The sequence below is a fragment of the Streptomyces sp. NPDC058880 genome (assembly GCF_042742535.1).
Taxonomy (GTDB): domain Bacteria; phylum Actinomycetota; class Actinomycetes; order Streptomycetales; family Streptomycetaceae; genus Streptomyces.
In genome coordinates, this window is record NZ_JBHYMC010000004.1 from 113,669 (window position 1) to 127,335 (window position 13,667).

The 13,667-nt window shown below is 74.4% G+C and carries 15 protein-coding genes; 5 read left to right on the forward strand and 10 right to left on the reverse strand.

Features of this window, described 5'->3' with window-relative positions; genetic code table 11:
- Positions 1 to 89 precede the first annotated feature (89 nt).
- The 5 genes from ACFW2G_RS04250 to ACFW2G_RS04270 all read right to left on the reverse strand — a co-directional run bounded on the left by ACFW2G_RS04250 (position 90) and on the right by ACFW2G_RS04270 (position 3,789).
- Positions 90 to 752: an NADPH-dependent F420 reductase gene (locus tag ACFW2G_RS04250; RefSeq protein WP_037923473.1), complete on the reverse strand. Its 663-nt coding sequence runs from the start codon at positions 750 to 752 to the stop codon at positions 90 to 92.
- Positions 753 to 821: 69 nt separating this feature from the next.
- Positions 822 to 1,472: a disulfide bond formation protein B gene (locus tag ACFW2G_RS04255; protein WP_384445988.1), complete on the reverse strand. Its 651-nt coding sequence runs from the start codon at positions 1,470 to 1,472 to the stop codon at positions 822 to 824.
- A gap of 2 nt (positions 1,473 to 1,474) precedes the next feature.
- The gene (locus tag ACFW2G_RS04260; protein WP_172671346.1) at positions 1,475 to 1,639 is read right to left on the reverse strand and encodes a DUF5993 family protein; all 165 of its coding nucleotides are present in this window, start codon (positions 1,637 to 1,639) and stop codon (positions 1,475 to 1,477) included.
- Between the two features lie 52 nt (positions 1,640 to 1,691).
- Positions 1,692 to 3,092 carry a sensor histidine kinase gene (locus ACFW2G_RS04265; protein ID WP_384445972.1) on the reverse strand — a complete coding sequence of 467 codons (1,401 nt, stop codon included), beginning with the start codon at positions 3,090 to 3,092 and terminating at the stop codon, positions 1,692 to 1,694.
- Positions 3,093 to 3,099: 7 nt separating this feature from the next.
- The gene (locus ACFW2G_RS04270; protein WP_384445973.1) at positions 3,100 to 3,789 is read right to left on the reverse strand and encodes a response regulator transcription factor; all 690 of its coding nucleotides are present in this window, start codon (positions 3,787 to 3,789) and stop codon (positions 3,100 to 3,102) included.
- A 79-nt stretch (positions 3,790 to 3,868) separates the two neighbouring features.
- Here ACFW2G_RS04270 and ACFW2G_RS04275 point away from each other — a divergent pair, with 79 nt between their 5' ends.
- A complete protein-coding gene (locus ACFW2G_RS04275; protein ID WP_384445974.1) occupies positions 3,869 to 4,411 on the forward strand; it encodes a hypothetical protein in 543 nt (180 codons plus the stop codon).
- A gap of 61 nt (positions 4,412 to 4,472) precedes the next feature.
- Here ACFW2G_RS04275 and ACFW2G_RS04280 read toward each other — a convergent pair whose 3' ends face one another.
- The 3 genes from ACFW2G_RS04280 to ACFW2G_RS04290 form a co-directional block, all read right to left on the reverse strand.
- Positions 4,473 to 5,108 (reverse strand): bifunctional 2-polyprenyl-6-hydroxyphenol methylase/3-demethylubiquinol 3-O-methyltransferase UbiG, encoded by a 636-nt coding sequence (locus tag ACFW2G_RS04280; protein ID WP_037923465.1) that lies wholly within the window; start codon positions 5,106 to 5,108, stop codon positions 4,473 to 4,475.
- Positions 5,109 to 5,331: 223 nt separating this feature from the next.
- Entirely contained in the window at positions 5,332 to 6,210 is an 879-nt protein-coding gene (locus ACFW2G_RS04285) for a spermidine synthase (protein WP_384445975.1), read from the reverse strand.
- Between the two features lie 34 nt (positions 6,211 to 6,244).
- Positions 6,245 to 6,646 (reverse strand): hypothetical protein, encoded by a 402-nt coding sequence (locus ACFW2G_RS04290; RefSeq protein WP_384445976.1) that lies wholly within the window; start codon positions 6,644 to 6,646, stop codon positions 6,245 to 6,247.
- A 250-nt stretch (positions 6,647 to 6,896) separates the two neighbouring features.
- Here ACFW2G_RS04290 and ACFW2G_RS04295 point away from each other — a divergent pair, with 250 nt between their 5' ends.
- Positions 6,897 to 8,234, forward strand: a complete 1,338-nt coding sequence (locus tag ACFW2G_RS04295) for a tetratricopeptide repeat protein (protein WP_384580685.1) — start codon at positions 6,897 to 6,899, stop codon at positions 8,232 to 8,234.
- Between the two features lie 25 nt (positions 8,235 to 8,259).
- Here the strand turns inward: ACFW2G_RS04295 and ACFW2G_RS04300 are convergent, their stop codons facing one another.
- Positions 8,260 to 8,856: a histidine phosphatase family protein gene (locus ACFW2G_RS04300; RefSeq protein ID WP_037923460.1), complete on the reverse strand. Its 597-nt coding sequence runs from the start codon at positions 8,854 to 8,856 to the stop codon at positions 8,260 to 8,262.
- Positions 8,857 to 8,981: 125 nt separating this feature from the next.
- On the opposite strand from ACFW2G_RS04300, the gene ACFW2G_RS04305 reads away from it, so the two are divergent.
- Genes ACFW2G_RS04305 through ACFW2G_RS04315 form a run of 3 tightly spaced genes read left to right on the forward strand, consistent with a single transcriptional unit; the run spans position 8,982 to position 13,074 of the window.
- Positions 8,982 to 10,151, forward strand: coding sequence for a hypothetical protein (locus ACFW2G_RS04305; RefSeq protein WP_384580683.1), 1,170 nt, complete (start codon positions 8,982 to 8,984; stop codon positions 10,149 to 10,151).
- Positions 10,139 to 11,728, forward strand: coding sequence for a hypothetical protein (locus ACFW2G_RS04310; RefSeq protein WP_384580680.1), 1,590 nt, complete (start codon positions 10,139 to 10,141; stop codon positions 11,726 to 11,728). The genes ACFW2G_RS04305 and ACFW2G_RS04310 overlap by 13 nt, the downstream gene beginning before the upstream one ends.
- The gene (locus ACFW2G_RS04315; protein ID WP_384580678.1) at positions 11,725 to 13,074 is read left to right on the forward strand and encodes an AAA domain-containing protein; all 1,350 of its coding nucleotides are present in this window, start codon (positions 11,725 to 11,727) and stop codon (positions 13,072 to 13,074) included. The genes ACFW2G_RS04310 and ACFW2G_RS04315 overlap by 4 nt, the downstream gene beginning before the upstream one ends.
- A 19-nt stretch (positions 13,075 to 13,093) precedes the next feature.
- On the opposite strand, the gene ACFW2G_RS04320 is transcribed toward ACFW2G_RS04315, so the two are convergent.
- A complete protein-coding gene (locus tag ACFW2G_RS04320; protein ID WP_037923453.1) occupies positions 13,094 to 13,576 on the reverse strand; it encodes a MarR family winged helix-turn-helix transcriptional regulator in 483 nt (160 codons plus the stop codon).
- Positions 13,577 to 13,667 lie beyond the last annotated feature (91 nt).

The window sequence follows — 13,667 nt, forward strand, 5'->3', positions numbered from 1 at the left end:
GCCCACCGGGGGTGTCCGGTCCGGACGCACCCCCCGGTGGCCGGTCCCGGCGCGGCCGGCCAGCGGACCGGCCTCGTCCCGCCGCCCCGTCAGGCGCCCTGGATGTGGAAGTTGAAGTCCGTGTGGCCGAGTGCGCCCATCAGCCGGAGCCAGACCGGCAGCAGCATCTCCGTGCCCCGGGCCGTCTCGATGCCGCCGAGGTCCAGGACGCTCGCCTCCGGCCAGCCGAAGGAGTGGAGCAGCTCGCGCACCGTCGCCTTGGCGTCCGCGTCCTCGCCGGAGACGAAGACGTGGTGCTCTCCGGCGACCCGCGCCGGGTCCACCATGATCCGGCAGTTCATCGTGTTCAGCGTCTTGACCACGCGCAGCCCGGGGAAGGTCCGTTGGATCAGCTCGCCGAGGCTGTCGTCGTTCACCGGGTCCAGGACCGGCGGGAAGCCGCCCGAGAAGTCCAGCGGATTCGCGATGTCGATCAGGACCCTGCCCGCCGGGCGGGCGGCGTCCGCCGCCGTCAGTGCGGCGACGCTGCCCCGCCCGCTCGTGGCGTTGACCAGCACCTCGCGGTCCCGGGCCGCCTCGGCGAAGCCGGCCAGCCCCACGCCGGGGTGTGCCTCCTGCCAGTCCGCGTACTCGGCCCGGCCGAGGGTCGCCCCGGGGTCCCGGGTTCCGATGACCACCTGGTGGCCCAGGGATGCGAGCCGGGCGGCCACGGTGCGGCCGACGATGCCGGTGCCGAGGACTGCGTAGCGCATCTGTCGCTTCCTTCCGTTCGGTGGGGGGGCGCCGCGGCGCGCGTCCCTTCCGGTCTTCCGGGTCGTGCCCTAGTCCGACATCCCGAGGTCGGAGAAGAACCGGTACCCGTTCGGATCGTCCGGCAGGAACCAGTGGTAGCCCTCCTCCGCGAAGACGACCAGCAGGTTCACGGCGATGACCACGCCCAGGAACCACAGCGCGAACAGCCCCGCCGTGCGCAGCGGGCCCGGCCCGGTCGCCGGGACGCCGCGATCCGCCGTCGTGTGCGCGGTCGCCAGGGCGATGCCGACGACGAGCGCGGAGGCCTGGAAGAGGATCAGCGCCCACACGTACAGGTGGAGGCCGAACACCTCGCCCCCGTACCCCTTGTCGCCCGGCAGGATGTGGAGCGTCGTCTGTCGCCAGGCCGCGACGGAGCCTCCGACGAGCGCGATCAGGGTCAGGCCCCAGCCCGTCATGTAGTGCCGGCCCGTCACCGAGCCGCGGTGCAGCGCCGTGCGAATGATGTACGCCGCTCCCAGCGCCGCCAGCAACATGAACATGCGCTGCACCACGCAGAGCGGGCACGGGTGCTCCCCCTGCACGAACTGGTGCACGAGGCCGGCGCCCACCACGCCCGTCCAGCCGACGGCGAAGAGGCAGGCGAACCAGTACTGGACCTTGCCCAGCGGCGGGCTCTCGGGCGCGGTCTCCGGGACGAGGGTCTCGATCGTCGCCATGGTCACCAGCTCAGTGTCAGGGCCAGGCTGCCGGTGATGTGGTGTGCCATCAGCAGGGTGACGGCGACGAGCACGGCCCACCACGCCCCGAGCACGACCATCCGGGACGTCTCCCGGTACATGGCGACCAGCGTGGCGAGGAGCCCGCCGAAGATGAGGGTGTCCATGCCGCGGACCGTACCGAGATCAGGACATCCTGCCTGCTAGGCGCGCCCCCGGTCACGGCGTGGCGCGCCCCCGGTTACGTCGGTTGCCGCGTCGGCCGCGGCCGGGCCGCCCCGCGCCCGGGCCGCCCGTGCTCCGCCCGTCCAGGCCGATCCACACGCGGACCTCGGTGCCGCCGAGCACCGAGCGGCCCAGCCGCACGTCGCCGCCGGTCGATTCCGCGACCCGGCGCACGATGTCCAGCCCGAGGCCGGTGGACCCGTCCCGGGCGCCGTCGTTGCCGCGGCGCAGGGCGGCGTCCGGGTCGGAGATGCCGGGTCCCGCGTCCGAGACGAGCACGATCACGGCGTCGCCCGCGTCGTGGACGTCGACCGCGAAGGGGGTGCCCTCGGGGGTGTGCCGGAAGACGTTGCCGAGCATGGCGTCGAGGGCGGCGGCGAGTTCGGGCCGGGCCACGGGGATCCGTACCGCACGGTCCACCCCGGCGAGCCGCACCTCGCGGCCCTCGTCCTCCGCGAGCGCCGACCAGAAGCCCATGCGGTCGCGGATCACCTCGGAGGCGTCGCAGCCCGCTCCCGCCCCGACCAGGCCGGTGGCCGGGCGCTGTTCCCGGGCAGTCCGGATGATCGTGTCGACCTCGCGCTCCAGCTGTTCCACGGCCGCCCGGGTCTGGTCCGCGGCCGGACCGTCCCCGAGCGAGGCGGTGTTGAGCCGGAGCACCGTCAGCGGGGTGCGCAGCCGGTGCGACAGGTCCGCGGCCAGTTCCCGCTCGTTGGCGAGGAGCTCCACCACCTGGTCCGCCATCGCGTTGAACGCGACGGCGGCGGAGCGCAGTTCCTTCGGCCCGGCCTCGGGCACACGCGTCCCGAGCCGCCCCTCGCCCAGCTGGTGCGCGGCGTCCGCGAGCCGTTCGGCCGGCCGGACCAGCCGGGCGCCCAGCCGGTCGGCGACCGCGACCGAACCCACGATCAGGGCCAGTCCGACGCCCGCCAGCACCAGCCAGGCGGTGGCGACGCCATTGCTGACCTCGCTCTCCGGTACGAAGACCTCCACCACAGCGATGTCCCCGGACCCGAGCGCGGTCGGCTGGAGGAGCGCGGAGCCGCCGCCGGGCACCGTGGCCGTCGTGGCCCGCCCCATCCGCCGGGTCTCCGCGACCGCGCGCTCCCCGGCCCGGCCCTTGCCGATACTCACCGGCGGGCTGTCGCCGATCGCGGGCACGTGGACGGCCATCCGTCGGGCCGCGCCCATCTGCGTGGACTCCACGGCCTTGCTCAGCTGCGCCGGGTCGGTGGTGATCGACAGCGTGGGGCCGATGGTGGCGGCCTGCCGCTCGGCGTTGGAGAAGGCCCGGTCGCTCGCCATCTCCTGGACGACGAGCCCGAGCGGTACGGCGAAGGCCACGACCACCATCGCGGTGACCGCGAGGCACACCTTGACCAGGGCCCATCTCATCGCGGCATCACTGCGGTGGCTCCAGCTTCACGCCGACCCCGCGCAGGGTGTGCAGGTAGCGCGGCCGGGCCGCGGTCTCGCCGAGTTTGCGGCGCAGCCAGGACAGGTGGACGTCGATGGTCTGGTCGTCCCCGTAGGACTGCTGCCAGACCTCGGCGAGCAGTTCACGCCGGGCCACGACCACTCCGGGCCGCCCGGCGAGGAAGGCCAGCAGGTCGAACTCCCGGCGGGTGAGGTCCAGTACCGCCCCGTCGAGTTCGGCCTGGCGGCGCAGCGGGTCGATGGCGAGGCCTCCGACGCGTAGGACCCGCGAGGGCGGCTCGGTCCCGGCGGCGGCCCGCGCCCGGCGCAGGACCGCGGCCATCCGGGCGGAGAGGTGTTCGACGGAGAAGGGTTTGGTCAGGTAGTCGTCGGCGCCGTCGTTGAGCAGCCGGACGATCTCGGCCTCGTCGTCGCGCGCGGTGGCGATGATCACGGGCACGTCGGTGATGCCGCGCAGCATCTTCAGCGCCTCCGACCCGTCCAGGTCGGGCAGGCCGAGGTCGAGGATGACCACGTCGAAGCGGTGGTGGGCGACCTCGCGCAGCGCCTCCAGGGCCGTGCCGACGCTCCGCACGGTGTGCGAGGCCTCGGTCAGGTGTCGGATGAGGGCGGAACGTACGAACTGGTCGTCCTCGACCACGAGCACACTTGCCATGGGCCGCACCGTAGTCCATCCGGACGACTGCACGGGGTGTCGGGCCGCTCTTGTGGCACGTGGTGCAGTATGTGCACTGATGCGAAGAGGACTTGTGCATGCCGCGGCATGGATGCTCGCGACCGGGGCGGCGGTGACGCTGTGCTGGTGGGGCGTCCACACCGTCATGTCGGGCACGGCATACGACCGGCCGCTCGCGGTGCCGCTGACCGGGCAGCCGCTGTCCTCCTCGACCCGGCGGGCACAGCCCGAGGAGTCCCCGTCGGGGACCCCGTCCGGCGCGCCGTCCCAGTCGCCCGGCCCGACCGCGTCGCCGTCCGCCGGTTCCTCCGCCGACAAGCCGTCGCAGAAGCCCGCGGCCTCCCCGGGCGGAGGGCAGCAGGAGGGCGGCCGGAGCGCGGGGGAGGTGCGGGCCTATCCGGTCTCCGGCGGCCGGGTCACCTTCTCCCTGGGCGCCTCCTCGGCCGAGCTGGTCTCGGCGACACCGGCGGCCGGCTGGCGCATGCAGGTGTGGAAGCAGGACTTCTGGATCCGGGTCACCTTCACCCGGGACGGCCGGGAGGTGTCGGTCTTCTGCACCTGGCACGACCACCCGCCGATGGTGGAGATCGTCGACCCCTGAGCCGGGGCACCGGTGGACGGCGCGCAGGGCCGGACCGGCAGGGGCCGGCCCTTTGCGAGGATCAGGCGGGGACCGTACCCACCAGCACGAACTCGTTGTACGGGAAGACCTTGCCCATCAGGCGGGGGAAGGGGAAGGAGTACGTCCGTCGGACCGCCACCCCGGCCTTCGCGGCGTGGCTGCGCAGCTCCTCGAAGCCCACCCAGCGGATGTGGGTGGCATCGGAGCGGAAGCCGACCTCCTGCGGGGTGATCATGACGGCCGAGCCGCCCGGCCTGACCAGCGGGAGGTACTGCTCCAGCAGGCTCGCCGCCGTCCCCTCCTCGACGTGCTCCAGCACGTGCGCGACCAGCAGGCTGTCGAAGGACCCGGGACCGCAGTCGGGGGCCTCGGCCAGGCCGTCCGGGGTGTAGGCGTTCAGCCCGCGCTCACGGCAGGTCCGCACCGAGTGCGGGTTGTGGTCGACGCCGACGCTGTCGGGTCCGCAGTTGAGCAGGTTGCGCCCCAGCCCGCAGCCGACGTCGAGCACCCGGCCCAGCCGGAGCCGCTGGAGGTGCCACCGGTAGGGGGCCTGCGTGGGCAGCAGCCGCTTGAGCCCGGACCGCTCCAGACGGGCGAGTCTGCGCGTGTAGTCGGAGCTTGCGGTACTGGGCGTGCTCGGGGTCGGAGCACCGGATGAAGCGGGGAGATCGGGCATCGTCGGCCGTTTCCTGAGCGCGTCACATGGAGGACAGACCGGATGGTGTTCACAGGCCGCGCCGTGCGAACGACCGCCGGAAGGGGAAGGGGAAGGGGAAGCTGAAAGGTGAGGCGGAAGGGGATAAGGGGTGAGGAAGGGGAACTGAAGCTGGATCCGGAACGGGAACTGAACCTGATCCTCTTCCAGGAGTCCCGCCCGCACAAGGGGGTTGCCCTCTTCCCTAGCGGAAGACGGAGGGAGGAGGCTGCGGGGAGGCCACCGCGGAGGCGTCCCCGACCGGGGCCGCGCCGCCGGCGAAGTCCGCCAGTGCCCGGCCGTACTCGACCCGGCCCGGATGCGGGTCGCCCGCGACGCGCCGGGTGAACTCCGCGACGGGCAGCTCCCGGTCGGCAGCCACCAGCACGGCGTTGCCGAAGCGCTTCCCCCGCCACACCACCGGGTCCGCGGCCAGCGCCAGCTCGGTGAACCGGGACGCCGCCGTCGCGATCTGGCCGCGCAGGTGGGTCAGCGGCGGCCCGTCCGCGAGGTTCGCCACGTACCACCCGGTGGGCGCCAGGGCCCGGCGTACGTCGTCCAGGAACTCGGCGCTCGTCAGATGCGCCGGGGTGCGCGCCCCGCTGAACACGTCCGCGATCACCAGGTCCGCCCAGCCGTCCGGCACCTTCGCCAGGCCGGCCCGGGCGTCCACCGCCCGGACCCGGACCCGCGCCTGCGGATCCAGTGGCAGGTGCTCCCGTACGAAGGCCACCAGGGCGGAGTCGATCTCCACGACCTGCTGGGCGGAGCGGGGGCGGGACGCCGCGGTGTAGCGGGCGAGGGTGAAGGCGCCGCCGCCCAGGTGCACGACGTTCAGCGGCCGGCGGGCGGGCGCGGCGAGGTCGATGAGGTGGCCGATCCGCCGCTGGTAGGAGAAGTCCAGGTACCCGGGATCGTCCAGATCGACGTGCGACTGCGGGGCACCGTCGATCAGCAGGGTCCAGGCGGCTGTGCGCTCCCGGTCCGGCTCCAGCTCCGCCCGGCCGCCGTCCACCTGCCCGACGACCGTCTCGGCGCCGCCGCGCCCCCGCTGCCTGCCCTTGTTCCTGTCCTTGCCTGCCACCACCCCATTGTGCGCGGCGGCCCGGCGAGAGGGGTCAGCGGCAGTTGTCCGCGGCCTCGATCAGCCGGGCCGCCTCGCCGAGCGCCGCGCGCAACACCTCGGGGTCGGTGACCGGCCCGACCGCCTCCGGCGGGAGCAGCCAGCCCGTGGCGCCCGCGGTGGGCGAGACGGCGTCGCCGAAACGCATCCCCCGCCCGTCGGACTGCGTACAGGCGCTGCCCGGCAGGTCCCAGGCGTCGGCGGTGCCGGGCGGGACGAGGAAGCCGAGGGTGTTGCCGGACCCGTCGTGCAGGACGGGTCCCACCGGGCCGGAGCGGCCGGCGGACCGGCGGATGATGTCCACCGCCTCCAGGCCTTGCCGCGTGGGCACGGTCACCAGGTCCAGGTCCGGGACCCCCACAGGCCCGGGCGCGGTGTTCGTTCCAGTGCTCTCCATGCCGGCCTCCACCAAGGGGAACCCCTCCTCGATCCGCATCCGCATGGGTTCAACGCGCGGGAACGTCAACGGGTGCGGCACCAAGACGCTGCAAAGGATGGCAGTTCATGGCAGATCACGGGTGAGATATCCGTTTTGTAGCTAAACATCGTGTGAACACCCCGTCACTGGCGGTACGTTCAAGCGCGCCGGGCCCCACGGCACCAGCCACCGCACCGGCGCTGCGTTCCTTGCCAGAGAGGTCACGTCCATGGCGGCGTTCCCCCACTCACCCAACTCCACGTTCCGGCGGCTGCGCGGGCAGCACTCCCCTGCCGAGTTCGCGGCCCTGGTACGGCGGGCGGCGAAGGAGATCGGAGAAACGGTTTCCTGCGACGCGCGCTACATCGGCCGGGTCGAGTCCGGCGAGATCCGCTGTCCCAACTACGCCTACGAGCGGGTCTTCCTCCACATGTACCCCGGCCGGACCCTGGCCGACCTGGGCTTCTCCCCCCGCGAGAGCGTCCGCGGGCGCTCTGCGCACCGCGGCCCCCACCCGGTCCCCGTCCCCATCCCCCCTCCCCCTTCCCCTTCCCCTTCCAGTGCCAAGGAGAGCGACGTGCTGCGTCGCGCGTTCATGGCGGGCGGCTCCGCGACCGTGGCGGCCGCGACGCTCGGCATCACCCTGCTCGGCGACTCCCGCCGGCCGCCCGCCCGCGCCGGCGAGTCCGAGGCCGCCGCCGTCGAGGACGCCGTACGCCGGATCCGACTGTTGGACGACCGGCACGGGGCGGACGCCCTGTACCGCAAGGCGTCCGAGCCGCTGCGCACCGCCTACGCCCTCCTCGACGCCGGGGCGACGCGGCAGTCCACCGAGGACAGGCTGCACGCGGGCGCCGGTGAACTGGCCGTCTCGGTCGGCTGGCTGGCCCATGACTCGGGCCGCTTCGACGACGCCCGCTCGCACTACGCGGAGGCCCTGGCCACGGCCCGGGTGGCGCGGGACGCGGGCCTGGAGGCGCACGCCTTCAGCAACATGTCCTTCCTGGCCCGGGACACCGGCCGCGCGCGCGAGGCGGTACGGGCGGCCCAGGCGGGCCGGCGGGCCGCGTCCGGCCTCGGCTCGCCCCGGCTGCTGTCGCTGCTCGCGCTGCGGGAGGCGGGCGGATGGGCGGGACTCGACGACCGCAGGGCCTGCGAGGAGTCGCTGGCGCGGGCGCACCGGGAGTTCTCCCGGGGGCCCGCGGAGGCCGACCCCGAGTGGATGTCCTTCTTCGGTGAGGCGGAACTGGAGTCGCTGGAGGCGCGGTGCTGGTCGGCACTCGGGGAACACGCCCGCGCGGCGCGGCACGCGCGGCGGGCGGCCGACCTCCAGGATCCGCACTTCGCCCGGAACGTCGCCCTCTACACCGCCGAGCTGACCGGCGACCTGGCGCGGGCGGACGCCCCCGACGAGGCCGCGTGGGCGGGCGGCCGGGTGCTGGACCTCCTCGCCGAGGTCCAGTCGACGCGGGTCCGCTCGATGCTGGCGCGGACGGCCACGGCCCTGGTCCCCCACCAACGCTCCCCCCGCGTGGGCGCGTTCCTGGCCCGCCACGCTTCCGCGTAGGCCGGCCCGGTCCGCGGAGCCGGTGCTAGACGTCCAGGTGGCCCGTGTCGTTCCAGCGTTCCAGCGCGGGCGCGCCGTAGGCCCAGCCGAGGACCGACAGGGACGTCGGCTCAAGGCGGATCCGGGCGCCGAAGGAGGCGTCGAAGCCCAGCCAGCGCGCGGCCAGGGTGCGCAGGATGTGCCCGTGGGCGAAGACGAGAACGTCCCGCTCCGCCGAGCGCGCCCACGCCACGACCTCGTCCGCGCGCGCCGAGACGTCCGCGACGGACTCGCCGCCGGGGACGCCGTCGCGCCAGATCAGCCAGCCCGGCCGGACCGCCTGTATCTCCGACGGCGTCATGCCCTCGTAGTCGCCGTAGTCCCACTCCAGCAGCGCGTCCCACGGCTCGGCCCGCGCGCCGAAGCCCGCCAGGTCGCAGCTCTCGCTCGCGCGGACCAGCGGGCTGGTGCGCACCTGCAGGCCGGGCAGGCCCCGCCACGGGTCGCGGGCCAGGCGTTCGCCGAGCAGCTTCGCGCCCTGCCTGCCCTCCTCCAGCAGCGGCACGTCCGTGCGCCCGGTGTGCTTGCCGAGCTGGGACCACGCCGTCTGGCCGTGCCGGGCCAGCAGGATGCGGGGGGCCATGAGAATCTCCCGGTCGGTGCGTTTCCTCGTCCGTCCATCATCCATCACGCCCCCGACCTGCTCTCCCACCGGCCCTTTTCCCGGCTCCGCACACGATTGTCAGTGGCGGATGGGAGACTTCCGCGGTGAGCTCCTACCCGCCCAGCAGCCCCGCGCAGCCGACCACGCTGCGGCAGCGGCTCGCCGGCCTGCGAGGCCCCGCCGTACCACCCCGCCCGCTCGACGCCCGGGCGCTCGCGGCCCTCGCCGCCAACCCCGGCTGCGGCAGACGCGCCCTGCTCGACGGCGCCGGCGTGGACAAGAACGCCCTCGCCACGGCCCTGGGCTCGCCCGCCGCCTTCGGCCAGTCGCAGTTCGCCATCATCCGCGGCAACTCCTTCGAGGCGAAGGTCAAGGGGGACGGCGGGGCCGAGCTGCTGCGGCTGGTGCACGCGCACCTGGACGCGTCCGCCGAGCCTCCCGGCGCCGGCGCCCTCGTCCCCGACCTGACGGCCGCCGGGCCCGAGGGCCGCGCCGCCCGGACCGCCCTGGCCCTGCGCGAGGCCACCTCGGCGAAGGACTGGACCCTGCTGGACCACCCGATGCTGGCCCTGGAGGTGGCCGGCACCCCGGCGTACCTGGAGCCGGACGCCGTCGTGGTGCACCCCGACGGCCGCTGGACCGTGGTGGAGATCAAGTCGTTCCCGATGATCGACGCGGCCGCGGACGCCGCGAAGGTGGGCGCGGCGGCCCGCCAGGCCGCCGTCTACGTCCTGGCCCTGGAGCGGATCGCCGGGAAGCTGGCCGGTGCCGAGGTCGGCCACAGCGTGCTGCTGGTCTGCCCGAAGGACTTCTCCAACCTGCCCACCGCCGCTCCCGTCGACATCCGCCGCGAGCGCTCCGTGACCCGCCGCCAGTTGGACCGGCTGACCCGGGTCGACGAGCTGGCCGCCGCACTGCCCGAGGGGCTCAGTTTCGACCCGGAGCGGCCCGCCGAGGAGCTGGCCGAGGCGGTGTCGGCGGTGGACGCCGCCTACGCGCCCGAGTGCCTGGCCGCCTGCGAGCTGGCGTTCCACTGCCGGGAGCGGGCCCGCGCCGCCGGCGAGGTGACGGCCCTGGGCCGTTCCGTACGGGGCGAGCTGGGCGCGCTGACCACCGTCGAGGAGGCCCTTGCGGCCGCCGCCGGCGCCGGCTGCACCGAGGACCCCACCGCCGCCGCCCTGCACCGCGCGGCCACGCTGCGCGCCGAGGCGCTGGAACGGTCCGCCGCCCTGCCCCGCCCGCACGTCCCGGAGAGCCCGGAATGCCCCTGCTGAGCACCCTGGCCCGGCTGGAGGCCGTCCGCGCCGGCCGCGCGCAGCCGCTCGCGACCGTGCGCCACCGCCACCTGAGCGACAAGCCGTTGGTCTTCGTGCCGCTGACCACGGCCGGCGAGGCCGGAGCGCCGCTGGGCGCGATGGTCGGCACCGATCCGGACGAGCCTCGGGTCTTCGTGATACCCCAGCCCCGCGACCGGGACCTGCGCTGGGCGTTCCTCGCGGACCTCGCGGTCCACGTGCTGGCGCACATCGAGGCGCACGCCGACGACGTGGAGCCGGCCGAGCGGAGCGAGACCGACCCGGAGACGGGCAAGCGGGTGAAGGTCGAGACCGAGCTGTGCGTGGACGCCCCGCAGCTGATCGTGCCGAGCCGGGCGGGCATCGAGTACGTGCGGCTGCTCGGGCGGTCGATGCGCTTCAGGCGCACCGCCGAGGAGGATCCGGACCATCCCCATCCGGCGCCGTCGCGGGTGCCGCTGCTGGGCCGCTGGTTCACGCACCTGGGCGAGCGGGCCCGAGTGCCCGGATCCTCGATGCTGCTGTCGGCGACGGACCTGCTGTCCCGGCACTGGGCGACGGGCCAGAGCAATCTGGAGGACCAGCACCTGGGCGCACTCCTGGCCTGGATCGACCCGCCCGCGGGCGGGTCGGGTGCCGAGGCGGCCCTGCGCGCCGAGCTGGGCCGCGACGGGCACGGGCAGTTGCTGTGCCCGCCGGCCGGTCCGGCCACCGACCCGGCCTTCGACAACAAGCTGCTCGCGCCGGCCATCGCCCGCTACGACGCGGCGCGCGCGGTCCTGGCGGCAGGGCCCGGGGAGGACGACCGCGCGGTGCGCGAGGCCGAGCGCGCGGTGCGTCGGCTGGTCGTGGAGCAGATGTCGAGCACCTGGCGGGCCACCTGGGCCGCGATCGGCCTGGCCCGCGCCCTGCCGCCGGGCGAGCGGGCGGAGGAGCGCTGGACGCGCGACCGCTGGTCGTACACCGGCCACCGGGACCGCGTACGGGCCGGCGAGCCGCCGCAGCCGCGCCGCGACGACGCGGTGACGGCGGCCCAGAAGCTGGCCACGCGGGAGACCGAGCAGGTGCGGCTGGACGCTCAGGAGGCGCTGGACGACCCCCTGGTCATGGCGGGCCGGCGGCTTGCGGGCGAGGCCTTCGAGGGCGAGGTCACCGAGGTCGTGATGGAGTGGACGGAGTCGAAGCGGCCCAGTCCGCGGCCGCTGGTGACGGTGTCCTCGCAGGACCGGCCGCAGCTCGCGGACGGCGGCGGTGCGACCGTGTACCGCGTGCTGGACGGGGACGGACGGTCGCAGAGCGCACGGTTCGTCCGTTTCGAAGAGGACGGGCAGGTGGTGCTGCGGCTCCTCGACAAGATGGGACGCGGCCGGGACCCGGAGCCGGGTTCCGTACCGGAGGAGGGGGACCGCGTGTGCTGGACGCTCTTCGAGCACGACGCGCGCGGCGGCCCGAAGCTCCCGGACCCGGAGCGGACGCCGTGGACCCACGGTGGTCCGCCGGGGTCCGGGGCCGCCCTCCACCTGCCCGACGCCGTCACCGAGGAGGACATCCTGTGACTCCCGTGTCCGCGCCCGCCGCCTTCGATCCGGGTGCGGCGGCCGCCCGGGCGACCGCCGCGATCCTGCACGACACCCTGCACGGGACCGAGCGGGGTGTCGTGGTCGACTCCCCGCCCGGCGCCGGGAAGTCCACGCTCGTCGTCCGGGCGTCCCGGGAGCTGGCCGCGGCCGGCCGCCGGCTGATGGTGGTGGCGCAGACGAACGCGCAGGTCGACGACCTGGTGCTGCGGCTGGCCGAGAAGGACCCGGAGTTGAAGGTCGGCCGGCTGCACAGCAGCGAGGGCGACTCCTACGACCCGGCGCTGCGGGAGCTGCCGTCGGTGACCCTCTCGGCCAGGCCGGGGGACCTCGCGGAACTACCGATCACCCTCTCCACGGCCGCGAAGTGGGCGTTCGTGAAGGACGTCGAGCCGTGGCAGCACGCGATCGTCGACGAGGCGTACCAGATGCGCTCCGACGCTCTGCTGGCCGTGGCCGGGCTGTTCGAGCGGGCGCTGTTCGTGGGCGACCCGGGGCAGCTGGACCCGTTCAGCGTGGTGGGCGCGGAGCAGTGGGCGGGGCTGTCCTACGACCCGTCGGCGTCTGCGGTGAGCACGCTGCTCGCGCACAACCCGCAGCTGCCGCAGCACCGGCTGCCGGTGTCCTGGCGGCTCCCGGCGACGGCGGCGCCGCTGGTCTCGCGCGCCTTCTACCCGTACACGCAGTTCCGCAGCGGTACGGGGCCGGGCGATCGGAAGCTCTCGTACGGGGTGCCCTCGGACGGGTCGGGCCCGGACCGGGTGCTGGACGAGGCCGCCGAGGCGGGCTGGGGCCTGCTGGAGCTGCCGGCGCGGCACACGCCGCGCACCGATCCGGAGGCGGTCGGCGCGGTGGCCCGGGTGGTGCGCCGGGTCCTGGACCGCGGGGCGGTGACCTCCGACGAGCAGTCCGCGGGGCCGGTGCCGCTGACGGCCGACCGGATCGCGGTCGGTACGGCACACCGCGACCAGGCGGCGGCGGTCCGTGCGGCGCTGGCCGCCCTCGGGGTCGGCGGGGTCACGGTGGACACGGCGAACCGGCTGCAGGGCCGCGAGTACGACCTCACCGTGGTGCTGCACCCGCTGTCGGGGCGCCCGGACGCGACCGCCTTCCATCTGGAGACGGGCCGGCTGTGCGTGCTGGCCTCCCGACACCGGCACGCCTGCGTGGTGGTGGCCCGGGCGGGCATAGCGGAGCTGCTGGACGACCATCCGTCGACCGAGCCGGTGCAGCTGGGCGTGACAATGAAGTTCCCGGACGGCTGGGAGGCCAACCACTCCGTCCTGGCGCACCTGGCGGAGCACCGGGTGTCCTGGCGGCCGTAGGGGGTCGGGGCGCTCCGCTTCAGCCCCCGGCCTTGCGGTGGGCGCCGAAGCGGCGCCGGAGCACTTCGCCCACCTCGGCCAGGGCCTGCAGCTGCTGCGGGGTCAGGACGTCGATCAGGTGGCGGCGCACCGATTCGACGTGGAGTGGTGCGGCGTCGGTGATCGCGGCCACCCCGGTGTCGGTGAGGACCACCTCCGCGCCGCGGCCGTCGGTCGCGACGTCCTCGCGGCGGACGAGGCCACGCTGTTCCATGCGGGTGAGCTGGTGGGAGAGCCGGCTGCGGGACCACTGCATCAGCTCGGCCAGTGCGCTGATGCGCATGCGGCGGCCGTCGGTGGAGCCGAGCACGGACAGCACGTCGTAGTCGGCTTCCGACAGCCCGCTGTCCTGGTTGAGGTCGCGCGCGATCTCCGCGTCGACCAGCGGGAACATCCGCCGCCAGGCGTACCAGGCGTCCTGCTCGGCCTCGGTGAGCCAGCGGGGCTCGGATGCGGGGGTCATGCATTCCACTGTAGCCAGATCGATGACACATCATCTACCTGGTTGACACGTCACTCATATAACGCTTTGATAGATGACACATCAACAACTC

Bases quoted from the DNA above. Each gene is read 5' to 3' on its own strand.
- ACFW2G_RS04250 (WP_037923473.1), bottom strand. From the start codon at position 752: ATGCGCTACGCAGTCCTCGGCACCGGCATCGTCGGCCGCACCGTGGCC.
- ACFW2G_RS04255 (WP_384445988.1), bottom strand. From the start codon at position 1,472: ATGGCGACGATCGAGACCCTCGTCCCGGAGACCGCGCCCGAGAGCCCG.
- ACFW2G_RS04260 (WP_172671346.1), bottom strand. From the start codon at position 1,639: ATGGACACCCTCATCTTCGGCGGGCTCCTCGCCACGCTGGTCGCCATG.
- ACFW2G_RS04265 (WP_384445972.1), bottom strand. From the start codon at position 3,092: ATGAGATGGGCCCTGGTCAAGGTGTGCCTCGCGGTCACCGCGATGGTG.
- ACFW2G_RS04270 (WP_384445973.1), bottom strand. From the start codon at position 3,789: ATGGCAAGTGTGCTCGTGGTCGAGGACGACCAGTTCGTACGTTCCGCC.
- ACFW2G_RS04275 (WP_384445974.1), top strand. From the start codon at position 3,869: ATGCGAAGAGGACTTGTGCATGCCGCGGCATGGATGCTCGCGACCGGG.
- ACFW2G_RS04280 (WP_037923465.1), bottom strand. From the start codon at position 5,108: ATGCCCGATCTCCCCGCTTCATCCGGTGCTCCGACCCCGAGCACGCCC.
- ACFW2G_RS04290 (WP_384445976.1), bottom strand. From the start codon at position 6,646: ATGGAGAGCACTGGAACGAACACCGCGCCCGGGCCTGTGGGGGTCCCG.
- ACFW2G_RS04295 (WP_384580685.1), top strand. From the start codon at position 6,897: ATGGCGGCGTTCCCCCACTCACCCAACTCCACGTTCCGGCGGCTGCGC.
- ACFW2G_RS04300 (WP_037923460.1), bottom strand. From the start codon at position 8,856: ATGGCCCCCCGCATCCTGCTGGCCCGGCACGGCCAGACGGCGTGGTCC.
- ACFW2G_RS04310 (WP_384580680.1), top strand. From the start codon at position 10,139: ATGCCCCTGCTGAGCACCCTGGCCCGGCTGGAGGCCGTCCGCGCCGGC.
- ACFW2G_RS04320 (WP_037923453.1), bottom strand. From the start codon at position 13,576: ATGACCCCCGCATCCGAGCCCCGCTGGCTCACCGAGGCCGAGCAGGAC.